General features: G+C 40.0%; 16 protein-coding genes. All 16 read left to right on the top strand.

The annotated features are described in order from the left end of the window. The first annotated feature begins 219 nt into the window (after positions 1-219). The 16 genes from sucC (at position 220) to fliI (ending at position 17,741) form a co-directional block, all read left to right on the top strand. A complete protein-coding gene (gene sucC, locus ACQKFO_RS06745; RefSeq protein ID WP_427597556.1) occupies positions 220-1,380 on the top strand; it encodes an ADP-forming succinate--CoA ligase subunit beta in 1,161 nt (386 codons plus the stop codon). Positions 1,381-1,396: 16 nt separating this feature from the next. Then, the gene (gene sucD / locus ACQKFO_RS06740; RefSeq protein ID WP_044337414.1) at positions 1,397-2,299 is read left to right on the top strand and encodes a succinate--CoA ligase subunit alpha; all 903 of its coding nucleotides are present in this window, start codon (positions 1,397-1,399) and stop codon (positions 2,297-2,299) included. Between the two features lie 87 nt (positions 2,300-2,386). Further along, a complete protein-coding gene (gene dprA, locus ACQKFO_RS06735) occupies positions 2,387-3,262 on the top strand; it encodes a DNA-processing protein DprA (protein ID WP_427597554.1) in 876 nt (291 codons plus the stop codon). Positions 3,263-3,562: 300 nt separating this feature from the next. Next, complete coding sequence (gene topA, locus ACQKFO_RS06730) at positions 3,563-5,638, top strand: type I DNA topoisomerase (RefSeq protein ID WP_427597553.1); 2,076 nt, start codon at positions 3,563-3,565, stop codon at positions 5,636-5,638. Positions 5,639-5,881: 243 nt separating this feature from the next. Further along, complete coding sequence (gene trmFO / locus ACQKFO_RS06725) at positions 5,882-7,180, top strand: FADH(2)-oxidizing methylenetetrahydrofolate--tRNA-(uracil(54)-C(5))-methyltransferase TrmFO (RefSeq protein ID WP_427597551.1); 1,299 nt, start codon at positions 5,882-5,884, stop codon at positions 7,178-7,180. A gap of 61 nt (positions 7,181-7,241) precedes the next feature. Further along, positions 7,242-8,141, top strand: a complete 900-nt coding sequence (gene xerC, locus ACQKFO_RS06720) for a tyrosine recombinase XerC (protein WP_427597549.1) — start codon at positions 7,242-7,244, stop codon at positions 8,139-8,141. A gap of 19 nt (positions 8,142-8,160) precedes the next feature. Then, positions 8,161-8,703, top strand: coding sequence for an ATP-dependent protease subunit HslV (gene hslV / locus ACQKFO_RS06715; RefSeq protein ID WP_324748084.1), 543 nt, complete (start codon positions 8,161-8,163; stop codon positions 8,701-8,703). Between the two features lie 69 nt (positions 8,704-8,772). Next, positions 8,773-10,185: an HslU--HslV peptidase ATPase subunit gene (gene hslU / locus ACQKFO_RS06710; protein WP_427597809.1), complete on the top strand. Its 1,413-nt coding sequence runs from the start codon at positions 8,773-8,775 to the stop codon at positions 10,183-10,185. A gap of 96 nt (positions 10,186-10,281) precedes the next feature. Continuing rightward, on the top strand, positions 10,282-11,061 hold the full coding sequence (gene codY / locus ACQKFO_RS06705) for a GTP-sensing pleiotropic transcriptional regulator CodY (protein WP_148968731.1): 780 nt from the start codon (positions 10,282-10,284) through the stop codon (positions 11,059-11,061). Positions 11,062-11,822: 761 nt separating this feature from the next. Continuing rightward, positions 11,823-12,212, top strand: a complete 390-nt coding sequence (gene flgB, locus ACQKFO_RS06700) for a flagellar basal body rod protein FlgB (RefSeq protein WP_427597548.1) — start codon at positions 11,823-11,825, stop codon at positions 12,210-12,212. Between the two features lie 2 nt (positions 12,213-12,214). Continuing rightward, a complete protein-coding gene (flgC, locus tag ACQKFO_RS06695) occupies positions 12,215-12,676 on the top strand; it encodes a flagellar basal body rod protein FlgC (protein WP_427597547.1) in 462 nt (153 codons plus the stop codon). A gap of 17 nt (positions 12,677-12,693) precedes the next feature. Then, the gene (fliE, locus tag ACQKFO_RS06690) at positions 12,694-12,999 is read left to right on the top strand and encodes a flagellar hook-basal body complex protein FliE (protein ID WP_427597546.1); all 306 of its coding nucleotides are present in this window, start codon (positions 12,694-12,696) and stop codon (positions 12,997-12,999) included. A 33-nt stretch (positions 13,000-13,032) separates the two neighbouring features. Beyond that, entirely contained in the window at positions 13,033-14,631 is a 1,599-nt protein-coding gene (gene fliF, locus ACQKFO_RS06685; RefSeq protein WP_427597544.1) for a flagellar basal-body MS-ring/collar protein FliF, read from the top strand. A gap of 11 nt (positions 14,632-14,642) precedes the next feature. Next, the gene (fliG, locus tag ACQKFO_RS06680; RefSeq protein ID WP_427597543.1) at positions 14,643-15,656 is read left to right on the top strand and encodes a flagellar motor switch protein FliG; all 1,014 of its coding nucleotides are present in this window, start codon (positions 14,643-14,645) and stop codon (positions 15,654-15,656) included. Next, complete coding sequence (fliH, locus tag ACQKFO_RS06675) at positions 15,649-16,425, top strand: flagellar assembly protein FliH (protein ID WP_427597542.1); 777 nt, start codon at positions 15,649-15,651, stop codon at positions 16,423-16,425. Before fliG ends, fliH begins: the two co-directional genes overlap by 8 nt. After that, positions 16,422-17,741: a flagellar protein export ATPase FliI gene (fliI, locus tag ACQKFO_RS06670; protein WP_427597540.1), complete on the top strand. Its 1,320-nt coding sequence runs from the start codon at positions 16,422-16,424 to the stop codon at positions 17,739-17,741. Before fliH ends, fliI begins: the two co-directional genes overlap by 4 nt. Positions 17,742-17,744 lie beyond the last annotated feature (3 nt).

Below are 17,744 nucleotides of genomic sequence, written 5' to 3'. Positions count from 1 at the left end.
ATGGCACGGATAAGAATAGTAAATTATATTTTTTAAGAATAATAATTTCAAGGATAATCCTTTCAAGAACAACGGAACATATGGAGTAATTCTACTATTATAAGTTCAGAATTTTAAAATTAATATAATATTTTTAGCATAATGGTAGACAGATATACTGTCATTTTATACAATGAAAGCGCAGTCTATTTTTTGAAGAGTTTGATAGGAGGATGGAAAATGAATATCCATGAATATCAAGGTAAAGAAATCCTCAGAAATTACGGGGTATCCGTACCGAATGGTAAAGTGGCCTTTACAGCTGAAGAAGCAGTAGAAGCGGCGAAGACATTAGATTCCAGCGTGTATGTAGTGAAAGCTCAAATCCATGCAGGTGGTCGAGGCAAAGCTGGCGGAGTTAAAATCGCTAAAAGCCTGGACGAAGTGCGTACATATGCAGATGAGTTAATCGGTAAAACTTTAGTGACTCACCAAACAGGTCCTGAAGGTAAGGAAGTAAAGCGCTTACTTATTGAAGAAGGCTGTGATATTAAGAAAGAATATTACGTAGGTCTGGTACTCGACCGCGCGACTTCCCAAGTTGTCCTGATGGCTTCTGAAGAAGGCGGAACAGAAATCGAAGAAGTAGCAGAAGCAACACCGGAAAAAATCTTTAAAGAGTATATTGATCCAGTTGTTGGATTAACAGGTTTCCAAGCGAGACGTATTGCATTCAATATCAATATTCCTCAAAAACTTGTTGGAAAAGCAGCTAAGTTCATGATGGGTCTTTACAACGTGTACGTCCAAAAGGATGCTTCTATTGTCGAAATCAATCCTTTAGTTGTTACAGGTGATGGAGACGTAATGGCATTGGATGCGAAGTTCAACTTCGATTCAAATGCATTATACCGTCAAAAAGATGTAATTGAATTACGAGATCTTGAAGAAGAAGATGCAAAAGAAATCGAAGCTTCAAAATATGACTTAAGCTACATTTCCCTGGACGGAAATATCGGTTGTATGGTAAATGGCGCTGGTCTTGCCATGGCAACGATGGACATCGTAAAGCATTACGGCGGAGATCCCGCTAACTTCCTTGACGTTGGGGGCGGTGCAACAGCAGAAAAGGTAACAGAAGCATTTAAAATCATTCTTTCTGATGAAAACGTTAAAGGTATTTTCGTCAATATCTTCGGTGGAATCATGAAATGTGATGTTATTGCGACAGGTGTTGTAGAAGCAGCTAAGCAAATCGGTCTACAAGTTCCACTTGTGGTTCGTCTTGAAGGTACAAATGTTGACTTAGGGAAAGAAATCCTTAATAAATCAGGATTGAATATCATTGCAGCTGAATCTATGGCGGACGGCGCACAAAAAATCGTTGAGCAAGTAGGCTGAGAAAGGCGGGGGACTAATGAGCGTATTTATTAATAAAGATACCAAGGTTGTTGTACAAGGGATTACAGGATCAACAGCTCTTTTCCATACGAAGCAAATGCTTGAATACGGTACACAAATCGTAGCAGGTGTAACACCTGGAAAGGGCGGAACTGAGGTTGAAGGCGTACCTGTTTTCAATACAGTTGAAGAAGCAAAGAAAGCAACTGGCGTAAATGCATCCGTCATTTATGTTCCTGCTCCGTTTGCAGCAGATGCAATCATGGAAGCGGTAGATGCCGAGCTTGATTTGGCAATCTGTATTACAGAACATATCCCGGTATTGGATATGGTGAAGGTAAAGCGTTATATGGAAGGCAAGAAAACACGCCTTGTAGGACCGAACTGTCCAGGAGTCATCACTCCTGAAGAGTGTAAAATCGGGATCATGCCTGGTTACATCCATACGAAAGGCCATGTAGGGGTTGTTTCACGCTCTGGTACACTTACGTATGAAGCAGTTCACCAACTTTCACAAGCAGGAATCGGTCAGTCAACGGCAGTCGGTATCGGTGGAGACCCTGTGAACGGAACAGACTTTATCGATGTATTGAAAGCATTCAATGAAGATGAAGATACGTATGCCGTCATCATGATCGGTGAAATCGGCGGTACTGCTGAAGAAGAAGCTGCTGAATGGGTTAAAGCCAACATGACTAAACCTGTAGTAGGATTCATTGGAGGACGTACAGCACCTCCAGGAAAACGTATGGGCCATGCAGGTGCGATCATTTCAGGCGGTAAAGGAACAGCTGATGAGAAGATTCGCGTTATGAATGAATGCGGAATTCAAGTTGCTCCTACACCTTCAGATATGGGCGAAACATTAATAAAGGTCCTTAAAGAAGAAGGAATCTTAGATAAATGTAAAACTCATTAATCATGTATTGAGACTGATGGCATTCAAGCCATCAGTCTCAGTTTTATATTATCAATTAAACCATATTCAATATTCAGGAGGTAATAAATGAAAGAACTTCGTCATATTCTATTTCACATTCATCATTGTCGGGGAATTGGATTGAAAGGAACAAAAAGATTACTAGAATCGCTCCAGAAAATACACTCTATCTTTGATTTATCCCCTTCCACGCTTCAACAGATAACCCTTTCTACCAATGCCAATTCAGAACTCTTCTATAGAGATCTTCATTCATTTAATTCAGAACGATACAAAAAGCTTTATTCGGAAAATGATATAGACTGGATCACACTTATGGACGAAGACTACCCTGCTCTGCTAAGAAACGTATATGATCCCCCCTTTCTTCTCTTCTTAAAAGGAAACAGGAATCTCCTTCATGCTCAAAAGAAATTGGCTATTATCGGTTCGAGAAATGCTACCACTTATACTGATGAAATTCTTCGCGATATGATTCCACAGCTGGTGAAGAAAGAGGTAGTCATTGTAAGTGGCCTGGCGCAAGGTGCCGATACGGTGGCTCATAACAAAACGATTCAATCAGAAGGTCAAACGATAGGTGTCCTTGGTGGAGGTTTTAACCACATTTATCCGAAGCAAAATGAAGGACTGGCCCGTTATATGATGAAGCACCAGCTTCTCTTATCTGAATATCCCCCATATATTAAACCTGAAAAATGGCAATTCCCTTTTAGAAACAGGATCATTAGCGGTCTTTCCGATGCAGTACTTGTTACGGAAGCAAGAAAAAAGAGCGGGACATTCATCACGGCTGATTCTGCTTTGAATGAAGGACGGGAAGTATTATGCATACCGGGCTCCATATATGAACCATTGGCAGAAGGAACCAACAGCCTAATCCAGGAAGGTGCAAGAATGGTCTTATCTATAGAAGATATTTTTTCAGAACTGGGAGTATAAAGTGGGGAAAAATGATATAGAATCTTAAAATATACTAGGATTTTCCCCATGAAAGATTGAATAATTACAAGTTATTTATACAAAATGGTTGCAATTATTGTGAAACTGTTATACATTTTGCAACAGGTATCTAAAACTATATATAAGAGAAATACATCGTTAGAAGTAGTGATTATCTACACTGATATCAATTCTATACCTATGTGAATGAAAGTGTAAACGTTTCCGTTTCACTTGAATCATAAACATTCCAAGGTGCTAAAAACAGTGATTATTTCCCTCTTTAAGGAGGCTTATTGGATGGCAGATTATTTAGTAATAGTAGAGTCGCCGGCAAAGGCGAAAACAATTGAGCGTTATTTAGGAAAAAAATATAAGGTCAGGGCTTCAATGGGCCACGTCAGAGACTTACCGAAAAGTCAAATGGGCGTAGATGTAGAAAACGAATTTGAACCTAAGTATATAACGATACGCGGTAAAGGCCCTGTATTAAAAGAATTGAAAACCGCAGCAAAAAAAGTCAAAAAAATCTTTCTCGCGGCTGACCCCGACAGAGAAGGAGAAGCCATTGCCTGGCATTTGGCACACAGCCTTGACATGGACACCACTTCCGAATGTCGTGTGGTCTTTAATGAGATCACGAAGGATGCGATTAAAGAGTCTTTTAAGCATCCACGCGCGATCAATATGGATTTAGTCGATGCTCAGCAGGCACGCAGGATTTTAGATCGATTAGTGGGTTACAACATCAGCCCGCTCCTCTGGAAGAAAGTTAAAAAAGGTCTGAGTGCAGGGAGGGTCCAATCCGTCGCACTAAGATTAATTATTGACCGGGAAAATGAAATCAAAAGCTTTACTCCAGAAGAGTACTGGTCAATAGAAGCTGAATTCACAAAAGGGAACGATACATTCCAGGCATCGTTTTACGGAATGGATGGTAAGAAGGTTGAACTGAAGACAGAAGAAGATGTGAAAGAAGTGCTTGGTAAAGTAAAAGGGAAGTCCTTTGAAATTAACAAAGTTACAAAAAAGGAAAGAAAACGGAATCCTGCTCCGCCTTTTACAACTTCTTCACTACAACAGGAAGCAGCGAGAAAGTTAAACTTCCGTGCAAAGAAAACCATGATGCTTGCCCAACAATTATATGAAGGAATTGAGATGGGGAAAGAAGGCACGGTTGGTTTCATTACTTATATGAGAACTGACTCGACTCGTATTTCTGAAGTGGCTCAAAAAGAAGCGAACGAGTACATCGTTAATAAATATGGGAATGACTTCGTTAAGCAGTCTGAGCGTAAAGAGAAAAAACAACAAAAATCTCAAGATGCCCACGAAGCCGTACGTCCAACAAGTACATTAAGGGATCCGGCTTCAGTGAAAGAATATCTTTCAAGAGATCAATACAGACTTTATAAATTGATTTGGGAACGATTTGTCGCAAGTGAAATGTCCCCGGCAATTATGGATACGATGAGTGTTGATATTGTAAATGGTTCCGTCATGTTTAGAGCAACCGGCTCTAAAGTGAAGTTTCCAGGCTTTATGAAAGTGTACGTAGAAGGATCTGATGACCAGAAAGAAGAAAAAGACAACCTGCTGCCAGCTTTGGAAGAAAACGATAAAGTGAAAAGTGAAAACATCGATCCAAATCAGCATTTCACGCAACCACCACCAAGGTATACAGAAGCAAGGCTCGTCAAGACGCTGGAAGAACTGGGTATTGGCCGACCTTCCACATATGCTCCGACTCTTGATACAATTCAACGAAGAGGCTATGTAACACTGGATAATAAGCGTTTCATTCCGACTGAACTGGGGGAAATCGTCTTAGAACTGGTGAGAGAGTTCTTCCCGGATATCATTGACGTCGAGTTTACGGCAAACATGGAGCGCAGCCTGGATGATATTGAAGACGGCAATGTGAAGTGGGAAAGAATCATTGATCGTTTTTATCAGGATTTTGAAAAACATTTAGAAAAAGCGGAAAATGAGATGGAAAAAATCGAAATCCGCGATGAACCTGCCGGTGAAGATTGTGAAGAATGCGGACATCCAATGGTATTTAAAATGGGTCGATATGGAAAGTTCATGGCATGCAGTAACTTTCCTGACTGCAGAAATACTAAGCCGATCGTCAAGGAAATCGGTGTAAAATGTCCAAAATGTGATAAAGGCAATATCATCGAACGAAAAAGCAAGAAAAAGCGTATTTTCTACGGTTGTGACCAATATCCTGAATGTGACTTTTTATCATGGGATAAGCCGATTGAACGTAAATGTCCGAAGTGTTCAGAATTACTTGTAGAGAAAAAGCTTAAAAAAGGTAATCAAATTCAATGTACGAATTGTGACTATAAAGAAGAACCTCAGAAATAGTGTGAGCTTCCTATTCCTCTGATCAATAAAAAAGATTGATTGTTGAACAATGAACTTATACAATGTAACAAGGGACTGTCCCAACAGGTGATTTCTCTATTATCTGTTGGGTCAGCCTTTTTCTGTTTGCATTTAGTCAGTAGGACAAATTCTCAATATGCTTTTGTCTTTTTTAGCTTTGTGCATTGGTGTACAATACAATTTGGTTAAGATGAAGGATCGATTTACAGGAGGTTTATATAGATGCCAGTAAATGTTATTGGAGCTGGGTTAGCGGGAAGTGAAGCCGCTTGGCAGATTGCGAAGAGGGGAATGAAGGTTAACCTTTTTGAAATGAGGCCGGTACGTCAAACGCCTGCCCATCATACAGATAAATTTGCAGAGCTTGTTTGCAGTAATTCGCTTAGAGCGAATACATTAACCAATGCTGTTGGTGTATTAAAAGAGGAAATGCGACATTTGGATTCCGTCATCCTGTCAGCAGCCGATGACTGTTCCGTTCCTGCAGGAGGAGCATTGGCCGTGGACCGTCACGAATTTGCAGCCCATGTCACAGACAAAGTGAAGAATCACCCGAATGTCACGGTATATAATGAAGAGGTTAGGGATTTACCCGAAGGGATCTCCATTATAGCAACAGGACCACTTACAAGTGAGAGTCTTTCAGAGAAAATCAGAAAAGTAACGGGAGAAGAACATCTATATTTCTACGACGCAGCCGCCCCGATCATTGAGAAAGATTCCATTGATATGGACAAAGTATATTTGAAATCAAGGTATGACAAAGGGGAAGCGGCATACTTAAATTGCCCGATGACAGAAAGTGAGTTCAATCGTTTCTACGAAGCCCTTATTTCAGCTGAAACGGTGCCTTTAAAAGAATTTGAAAAAGAAATATTCTTTGAAGGCTGTATGCCGATAGAAGTGATGGCATCCAGAGGGAAGAAAACCATGTTATTTGGTCCTTTAAAACCGGTGGGATTAGAAGACCCTAAAACAGGTAAACGACCATATGCTGTTGTCCAATTAAGACAAGATGATGCAGCAGGAACACTCTATAATATTGTGGGCTTCCAAACACATTTAAAGTGGGGACCACAAAAAGAAGTGCTTCAATTAATTCCTGGACTTGAGAATGCGGAGATTGTCCGTTTTGGGGTGATGCACAGAAATACCTTCATCAACTCTCCCAATGTTCTTATGGATACCTATCAACTTAAAGAAAATGAGAACCTGTTTTTTGCCGGGCAAATGACCGGAGTGGAAGGTTATGTGGAATCTGCTGCCAGCGGGCTGATCGCAGGAATCAATGCAGCGAAATTGGCTATAGGTGAATCACCCGTGGTATTCCCTCATGAAACAGTGATTGGAAGTATGGCAAGATATATTACGACGGCCAACAAGATCAACTTCCAACCGATGAATGCTAATTTCGGTCTACTTCCTGATTTGCCCAAAAAGGTCAAAGGTAAAAAAGAGCGTAATGAGCAACATGCCAATCGGGCCTTAGAAACAATTCAGAACTTTGTGAAAAAAGTGTAAAATTCATTGCAAGGGCAGCTGGGTTGTGTTACTATTTAGTAGCCCTTGTGAGGTGTTAAAAATGAAAAATCAATTATATGAACAATTAAAATCCTTTACTGAATATATACAAATAGAAAAGCACTATTCTGCTCACACTTTTGAACAATATCGTCATGATATTGAAGAGTTCTACGTATTTATGAAAGAACAAGGTTTAAGTTCATTAAAAGATGTCGAGTATTCTGATGCGAGACTTTTTTTAACTAAGCTGCATGAACATGGTTTATTGAGATCTTCCATTTCAAGGAAGGTATCCAGTTTAAGAAGTTTTTATCGTTACTTAAATCGGGAAAAGCAGCTCACCGATAATCCCTTTTCCTTTGTGAATCTTCCTAAAAAAGAACAGCGATTGCCTAAATTTTTTTATGAGGAAGAAATACAAGCATTGTTAGAAGCATGCGGAGGAGACAAGCCATTAGACATACGCAACCGGGCCATCTTTGAACTTCTTTATGCGACCGGTATTCGCGTAAGTGAATGCACAGGCATACAACTGAAGGACGTAGATTTAGGGCTTTCCACAATCCTTGTTAAAGGTAAGGGTAACAAAGAGAGATATGTACCATTTGGAAGCTTTGCCCACGATGCTATAGAACGATACATAACAGAGTCCCGGCCTAAGTTGATGAAGAATCAAACTCATACCCAATTGTTGGTCAATCATCGTGGCGGAGCATTAACCCAAAGAGGGATACGTCTTATCTTAAATAAGATTATCGAGAATGCCTCCTTGACCGGAAAAATCCATCCCCATATGTTAAGACATACATTCGCCACGCATTTACTTAATAATGGTGCCGATTTAAGGACGGTTCAGGAACTACTTGGACACTCACAGTTATCATCAACTCAAGTATATACTCATGTATCGAAGGATCAGTTGAGAAAAACATATTTGGCACATCATCCACGTGCTTAGAAGAGTTGGAGGTCAGGATATGGAACAATTCCACGCAACCACTATTTTTGCCGTACAGCATAAAGGCAAATGTGCGATGTCCGGGGACGGACAGGTGACATTTGGTAATACAGTTGTGATGAAGCATACAGCAAAAAAAGTACGGAAGCTATTTAATGGTAAAGTATTAGCCGGTTTTGCCGGGTCTGTTGCCGACGCATTCACATTATCAGAAAAATTCGAAGGGAAACTTCAGGAATTTAATGGGAATCTCCCGAGAGCAGCTGTTGAATTAGCGAAAGAGTGGAGAAGCGACAAGGTATTAAGAAAGCTTGAGGCGATGTTGATTGTAATGGATGAAAATCACTTGCTGCTAATCTCCGGGACTGGTGAAGTGATTGAACCGGACGATGGAATTTTAGCCATTGGATCAGGTGGTAATTATGCATTATCTGCGGGGAGAGCGTTAAAACAATACGCAGGTGACCATTTATCTGCAAGGGAAATCGCTCAGTCTTCCTTACAAATTGCTGCTGATATATGTGTATATACAAATAACCAAATTATTGTTGAAGAGCTGTAAACATTAATCATCAGGTTGAAATTTTTATATTCTTTTACACTATAGGGAAAGTAAGGAGTGTGCCATTTGATGAAGAGTACTGATCACTTAACTCCAAGGCAAATTGTTGAACGTCTCGATCAATATATTGTAGGACAGAAAGATGCAAAGAGAGCGGTCGCTGTTGCATTGCGAAATCGATATCGCCGTAGCCTTCTTTCTGATGTATTAAAGGATGAAGTGATTCCAAAGAACATTTTAATGATGGGACCAACCGGGGTCGGGAAAACAGAGATTGCCAGAAGGATTGCTAAGCTTGTCAGAGCTCCTTTTGTAAAAGTAGAGGCAACTAAGTTTACTGAAGTCGGCTACGTTGGACGCGATGTGGAATCAATGGTGAGGGATTTAGTTGAAACCTCTGTCCGCCTGGTGAAAGAGGAGAAAATGGTAGGGGTGCGTGAAAGAGCAGCTGAAAATGCTAACCGCCGCTTAGTGGAACTTGTTGTACCATCTAAGAAAAAGTCCACTTCTTACAAAAACCCATTTGAAATGATCTTTGGTGGTAATCAGACTCAGGGCACCTCGGAGGAAGAGGAAGAAAAGCAAGAAGAGATTTCCCTTCAAGAGCAAAGGCGCAGAGTGGAAACAAGGCTTCAAAATGGTGAACTCGAAGAGGAGTTCATCACGATTGAAGTAGAAGAACAGCAGCCCTCCATGTTCGATATGCTTCAAGGCTCCGGTATGGAACAAATGGGCATGAATATGCAGGATGCTATGAGCAACTTTATGCCAAAGAAAAAGAAAAAACGTAAATTAAAGGTGAAAGAAGCAAGAGTCGTTCTTACAAATGAGGAAGCTCAAAAGCTTATTGATATGGATGAAGTAACCCAGGAGGCAATCGTGCGTGCAGAACAATCAGGAATCATCTTTATCGATGAGATTGATAAAATAGCAAGCAAGAGCTCTGGCCAATCTTCAGCGGATGTTTCGAGAGAAGGGGTTCAGCGAGATATCCTTCCTATTGTAGAAGGATCTACGATTGTCACAAAGCATGGTTCAGTGAAAACAGATCACGTCCTTTTCATTGCCGCAGGTGCCTTTCACATGAGTAAACCTTCCGATCTTATTCCGGAATTACAAGGACGTTTTCCAATCAGAGTGGAACTTCAGAAGCTATCTACAGAAGACTTTGTGCGTATACTCGTTGAACCTGATAACGCAATCATCAAACAATATATTGCTTTAATGGAAACAGAAGGTATACAAATTGAATTTTCTGACGATGCTATTCGTAGACTTGCTGAAATTGCTTATGATGTAAACCAGAACACGGATAATATAGGAGCGAGAAGACTTCATACCATTATGGAAAAACTTCTCGAGGACCTTTCCTTTGAAGCTCCGGATATTACATTGAAAACAGTTAATATCACACCTAAGTACGTGGATGATAAATTAGGGGCCATAGCTAAGAATAAGGATCTGAGTCAGTTTATTCTATAAGTTTTCACCTTCGTTCTATTGGGTAAAGATAGATGAATCAATTAGAATACAAAATTTAATAATAGATACACTTAAGTTGTAGTAGGAGGAAATGTAATGAATTTATTAGGTAAAACAAGAACCATTAATGCTATGCTGCAAAAAGCAGCGGGTAAACCAGTTAACTTTAAAGAAATGTCAGAAACACTTAGCAAGGTTATTGAAGCAAATGTATTCGTTGTAAGTCGCCGAGGGAAATTACTTGGCTACGCCATTAATCAGCAAATTGAAAATGAGCGAATGAAACAAATGCTTGCTGATCGTCAATTCCCTGAGGAGTATACTCAGAACCTGTTTAATGTACAAGAAACTTCTCCAAACCTGGATGTTAACAGTGAATATACTGCTTTCCCTGTTGAAAATAGAGAATTCTTCAAAAATGGTCTAACGACAATCGTTCCTATTATTGGTGGAGGTGAAAGACTGGGTACATTAATTCTTGCCCGTCTTGAAGCAAGCTTCGAAGATGATGATCTGATCATGGGTGAATACGGTGCAACTGTAGTAGGAATGGAAATTCTTCGTGAAAAAGCAGAAGAAATTGAAGTTGAGGCCAGAAGCAAGGCTGTCGTGCAAATGGCGATCAGTTCTTTATCTTACAGTGAGCTTGAAGCGATTGAGCATATCTTTGAAGAGTTAAATGGTAATGAAGGTCTTTTGGTTGCTTCTAAAATTGCCGATAGAGTGGGAATTACCCGTTCAGTAATCGTCAATGCCCTTCGCAAATTAGAAAGTGCGGGAGTAATTGAGTCTCGTTCCCTGGGAATGAAAGGTACTTACATTAAAGTATTAAACAATAAATTCTTAGTTGAGTTAGATAAGCTTCGCACTAACTAATCCAATGAAAAGCTGTTCCCTGTTATATGGGGAACAGCTTTTTTATTTGGTTACCATACAACTTGCTTGTGAAGGCATCCTCCGCTTTTGTGTCATCCAGCTCCGGGGCTTAGAGTAGAGGCTCGAGGTCATAAGTCAAGATCACCAAAAAGGCAAAGAGCGTCTCTCCGGTGATGTTGGCTTATGCTTGTCGCCTCTTTTCAAAGCCCCTCCGCTTTAGTAGTACAAATGGGCGGAAATGTCTGATTGTTTAGGGAAAATAAGTCGAATGAACTATTGGTAATCTTTCGTAAAGTATTGTCATATATGGCACGAATAGTACAATAAAGTTACAACAATGTTACGACTAATTTCGACAGTTTGATAAATTCTGATGACAGAGTGAGTAATTGGATGATATTCACCTCTTGGAAGGTGATATTTTCGTATGTAAAAGAGTGTTATAAGGTGAATAAACCATCTTGAACGCATTAACCTTAGATTTCATTCATATGAAAGCGAACCGGACAATTATATGTATGTGTAACATATATGTAACAATGCTAAGAAAATTCACAATAAATTGGTAAAATATCCTTGGGAATTTAAGGGTTAATTATAGATTAAAAGTCACAAATTCTTTGAATTTCGCCCTCATTCTTGAAAATTTACGGAATATTCATAGACACTAATCTTGCTAAACATTACAATAAATACTGTTGCATGCTAAATTTGTAAAAAATAGTAGTATCTTGTCAAAAAAACGGATAGAGGTGCCTAAAGTGAAATTATTTTCCAACACTTTCACAACTCTGGAAAGAGGACTGAATTACGCCTCGTTAAATCAAAAAGTGATTTCTCAAAATATCGCCAATGTCGACACTCCAAATTATAAAGCAAAAGAAGTAGAATTTAAGGCAATGTTAGACCAGTCAGTTCAACAACTTGATGCAAAAAAAACCGATCAACGACATTTCACCTTTCACTCAAGTAGTCAACATCCAGCAGTTAAAACAAAAACAGCTTTTCAATATAATCACAATGGAAATGGTGTGGATTTAGATCAGGAAATGTCAGAAATGGCTTCGAATCAAATCTATTTTAATGCATTAACAGATCGAATAAATGGTAAGTTTAATAGTCTTAAAACGGTTGTAAGGGGTGGTAAATAATCATGGCGATATTTACAAGTATGAATACAACAGCATCTGCCCTTACTTCCCAACGATTAAGAATGGATGTCATTTCATCAAACATGGCCAATGCAGACACCACAAGAGGAGAAATGGTTGGAGGAGAATGGCAGCCATATAAAAGAAAATCCGTTGTGATGGCACCAAAGGACAATCAATTTTCATCATTTTTAAATAAAGCCATGAACACAAGGGACAATCAAAATGTTGGAAGCGGAGTAAAGGTTTCCAGAATCGAAGAAGACGACGAAACACCATTTAAAATGGTGTACGATCCAGAACATCCAGATGCTAATGGCGAGGGGTATGTACAGCTTCCCAATGTTGATCCATTAAGAGAAATGGTTGACCTCATATCGGCCACTCGCTCATATGAAGCAAACGTAACCGTATTTAATGCGAATAAAGCGATGTTAATGAAATCATTGGAAATCGGTAAATAGAAAGAGGTTATAGTTCTATGGCAATACATAATATAGGTTCGATTAATCCTGGGGTTATTAGTCCGTCAATTGCAAAAAAAAATGTATCGCCTTCAGAAGCGACGGAGAATTTCAGTCAGTTACTTAAACAGTCCATCGCCGAAGTGAATTCTATGCAAGTTCAATCGGATCAAATGACCGGGAAGCTTGTACGGGGAGAAAATGTTGATCTTCATCAAGTGATGATTGCCTCACAAAAGGCAAGTATCACATTACAAACGACCATGGAAGTGCGTAACAAAGTAGTAGAAGCTTACCAAGAAATAATGAGAATGCCAATGTAGTAGACTCATTCAGTCATGTACCGGAGGATTGTAATGAATGAATCGTTTAAGAAATATACAGAACAGATAAAGTCTTATTGGGCAAGCAGAACAAAAAAACAGAAAATAGGTATGGGAGCAACCTTTCTGATTACAGTCATTCTGATTAGTGCTGTGAGCTTCTTTGCAACTAGAACCACTCTTGTTCCCTTATACAGTAATTTATCTCCTTCAGAAACCGGAACGATAAAAGAAAATCTAGATGGTAGAGGAATCCCATCGGAGATATCCGATGGTGGATCAACCATCATGGTTCCTAAAGAACAAGTAGATACATTGAAGGTTGAATTGGCTGCAGAAGGAATTCCTAACTCGGGAAGTATTGATTACTCCTTTTTTAGTCAAAATGCCGGGTTTGGTATGACTGATAATGAATTTAATGTGTTGAAGCTGGATGCGATGCAAACAGAACTTGCTCAACTCATGAAAGGAATCGAAGGAGTACAGGACGCTAAAGTAATGATCAATCTTCCAGAAAAGCAGGTATTCTTAAATGATGACATCCAACAAGCATCAGCTTCGATTGTATTAAATACAAATCCTGGTTTCACATTTGATCAAAAGCAGATTAAATCACTTTACCATCTGGTATCCAAAAGTGTTCCTGATCTCCCTACAGAGAATATCGTCATCATGAATCAATTTTTTGAGTATTTTGACTTGGAATCTCAAAATAATTCCATGGGCGGAGGCAACTTTGTTCAACAAATGGATGTCAAAAAAGAAATCGAACGTGATATACAACGTCAAGTTCAGAATATGTTAGGGACATTGATTGGATTTAACAAAGTAGTTGTATCGGTTACAACTGATATAGACTTTACCCAGGAAAACCGTGAAGAAAACCTGGTTACACCAGTGGATGAAGAAAATATGGAAGGAATAGCCGTAAGCGCACAGCGTATAACTGAAACCTTTTCTGGAGAAGGGGCAAATCCGGGTGGGACACCTGGAGCAGGTGATTCTGGTGAGCCAACGAATACAGGGGATACTTATGGTTCCGGTTCAGAATCAAACGGTGATTATGAAAGAATGGAGGAAACGATTAACAATGAAGTCAATCGTATCCGTAAAGAAGTAGTTGAGAGTCCTTATAAAATAAGGGACCTTGGGATACAGGTTATGGTGGAACCGCCAAATCCTGAAGAGATTAATTCCCTGCCCCAAGACAGGGTGGATGATATCCGTCAAGTATTATCGACCATTGTACGAACTTCCATAGATAAGGAAGCCAACCCTGAATTGACAGACGAAGCAATAGAAGACAAAGTGATCGTCTCGGTCCAACCATTCAATGGGAAAGTCGATATGGCATCTGAAGAGAAATCTGTTCTCCCTTGGTGGACCTATGTGGTCGGTGGAATACTTCTAATTGTCATTCTACTGCTGGTGTTTTTCCTGATTCGCTCTAGAAAGAATGAAAAAATGGAAGAAATGGCCTACGAAGAAACAAGGGAGCCAGTACACATACCGGAAATTGAGCCTAAAGAAGAAACAGAAGGAACGATTCGCCGGAAACAACTTGAAAAAATGGCCAAAGAAAAGCCTGAAGAATTTGCAAAATTATTACGGACCTGGTTATCAGAGGATTAGGAGGGATGAATGTGGTTAGAAGAGAAAAAGGTTTAACGGGAAAACAGAAAGCAGCCATCCTCCTGATCTCTCTCGGTCCTGATGTATCCGCATCAGTATACAAGCATTTGTCAGAAGAAGAAATCGAGAAGTTAACGTTAGAGATATCCGGAGTCAAAAAGGTGGAGACTGAAGCGAAAGAGGATATCTTAGAAGAATTTCACCATATCGCCATTGCTCAAGATTATATCTCCCAGGGCGGGATTGGTTATGCCAAAACAGTGTTAGAAAAAGCACTCGGATCAGAACAAGCATTGGCAATCATTAACCGACTGACAACATCTTTACAAGTAAAGCCTTTTGACTTTGCACGGAGAGCCGATGCTGCTCAAATTCTCAACTTTATTCAAAACGAACACCCTCAAACCATTGCATTAATTCTATCTTATCTGGAACCACAGCAAGCAGGCCAAATACTTTCTGAACTTCCTCAAGAAGTTCAAGCAGATATTGCCAGGAGAATAGCGATCATGGATGGAACTTCGCCGGAAGTGATAAGTGAAGTGGAAGCTATCCTTGAAAGAAAGCTCTCGGCTACTGTGACCCAGGATTATACGCAGACAGGTGGAGTTGAAGCGGTAGTGGAAGTGCTGAACGGGGTAGATCGTTCTACAGAGAAGACCATTCTGGATGCATTAGAAATACAAGACCCTGAATTAGCTGAGGAAATCAAGAAGAGAATGTTTGTGTTTGAAGACATTGTCACCCTTGATGGACGTTCCATCCAACGCGTCATTCGCGATTGTGATAACGAAGATCTGCTCCTGTCCCTCAAAGTTTCAAGTGATGAGGTGAAAGAAGTGGTGTTTAGAAACATGTCTAATCGCATGGTGGAAACCCTTAAAGAAGAAATGGAATTCATGGGGCCGGTTCGATTACGGGATGTGGAAGAAGCTCAGTCACGGATTGTAGCTGTGATAAGAAGGTTAGAGGATTCCGGTGAAATCATCATAGCCCGTGGTGGAGGAGACGATATTATTGTCTAGAATCATTAAATCCTCCATTGCTCGAAGCGTTGATGAAAATAAGAGACTGATATCCCTAAAAAGAGTGAAAACACAGGAAGAATTCAAGCAACATGAATACAACGACTTAGAAATGAACAGAGCGGCAGAGGTAAATCACATTATAGATGAAGCGAATGATAAAGCTGCTCGAATAATCGAAGAAGCGAAAGAGATGACTTTCCATGCTCAAAGTCAAATTGACCTTGAGAAAGAAAAGTGGCTTATAGAGCGCGAGCGACTCATGCAGGAAGCCTATAATGCCGGATTTGTTCAAGGTGAAGAAGAGGGTAGAAACAAAGGTTATCAAGAATATCAACAACGATTGACGGAAGCCAATGAAATGACCGAGAGAAATAAACAACAGTATCAAGACTATATACAAAATGCAGAGAAAGTCATAGTCAGTTTAGGTATTACATGTGCTGAGAAGATCATGAATCGAAAACTCCAGGAAGAACCCGATCATTTCTTTTCGATCGTGGAACGGGGATTAAAGGAGGTAAGGGATCTGCCTCATATTCAAATTCATGTTAATCCCTCCAAGCATAAGCTTTTAGTTGAAAACAAAAAGGAGCTTGAAGTCATGTTCCCCACTGATGTTCAGTGCTTTATTTATGCAAATGATGATCTTCAACCTGAGGAATGTTATATAGAAACCAATCAGGGACGTGTCATTGTGAGCGTGGACTCCCAATTGAGAGAGTTAAAGCAGAAGCTTCTTCATTTTCTGGAAGGTGACGTAGAATGAAAGCAGCAGATCTAATTCACCATATCCCCCAAATTCCAACTTTCAAAAAGTTTGGAAAGGTAAAGAGGGTTGTCGGATTAATGATTGAATCTCAAGGACCTGAAAGTTCAGTAGGTGAAGTCTGTCATATTCATATTTTCTCCCGGGGCAAACAAAAAGTGATTCTGGCAGAAGTGGTAGGGTTTAATGATGATTTAGTGATCCTCATGCCTTATACCAATATGCAGGATATTTCTCCCGGCAGTTTAGTAGAAGGCACGTCAAAGTCATTAGAAATCAAAATTGGACCATCCTTAATAGGGAAGGTGATTGATTCCCTGGGACATCCACTCGATGGAAGTCACTTACCGAATGGATTAAGCACGACATATACAGAACAAGATCCTCCCAATCCTTTATCAAGGCCGCCCATCAACGAAAAAATGGAGGTTGGTGTAAAAGCGATCGACAGCATGCTGACTGTAGGCAAAGGACAAAGGGTCGGTATCTTCGCTGGAAGTGGTGTTGGAAAAAGCACACTGCTTGGAATGATTGCCCGAAACACGAAAGCGGATTTAAATGTCATTGCGTTAATTGGTGAGAGGGGCAGGGAAGTAAGGGAATTTATTGAAAGAGATTTAGGAGAAGAAGGATTAAAGCGAACCATTGTAGTGGCAGCCACTTCAGATCAACCTGCACTAATGAGGATTAAAGGAGCCTTTACAGCTACTGCCATTGCGGAATATTTTCGAGATAAAGGAATGAACGTCATGCTCATGATGGATTCCGCGACACGGGTAGCGATGGCTCAGAGGGAAATCGGATTGGCGGTCGGTGAACCACCGACCACTAAAGGATACACGCCATCTGTATTTGCTATTTTACCAAAACTATTAGAAAGAACAGGAACAAATGTACTCGGGAGCATTACAGCATTTTACACCGTGTTGGTAGATGGTGATGATTTAAATGAGCCTATTTCTGACACGGTCAGGGGGATACTGGATGGTCATATTGTACTTGACCGTCAAATTGCAAATAGAGGACAATATCCGGCTATCAACATTTTAAAAAGTGTGAGCAGGTTAATGAATCATCTGGCATCCCTGGACCATTTACATGCCGCTACGAGAATAAGAGAGTTATTAAGTACTTATATAAACTCTGAGGATCTTATCCAAATTGGTGCTTATAAAAAGGGTACATCCCGTGAAGTTGATGAAGCCATCCAATACTATCCAGGTATCATATCCTTCTTGAAACAGGGTGTATACGAACAGGTTTCTCTCCCTGCAAGTGTTGATGAACTTATAAAGCTATCGGAAAAAGGTGGATGAATC

This window comes from Rossellomorea sp. NPDC071047, assembly GCF_050270195.1.
Taxonomy (GTDB): domain Bacteria; phylum Bacillota; class Bacilli; order Bacillales; family Bacillaceae_B; genus Rossellomorea.
This window is presented reverse-complemented; position numbering and strand designations above follow the sequence as displayed.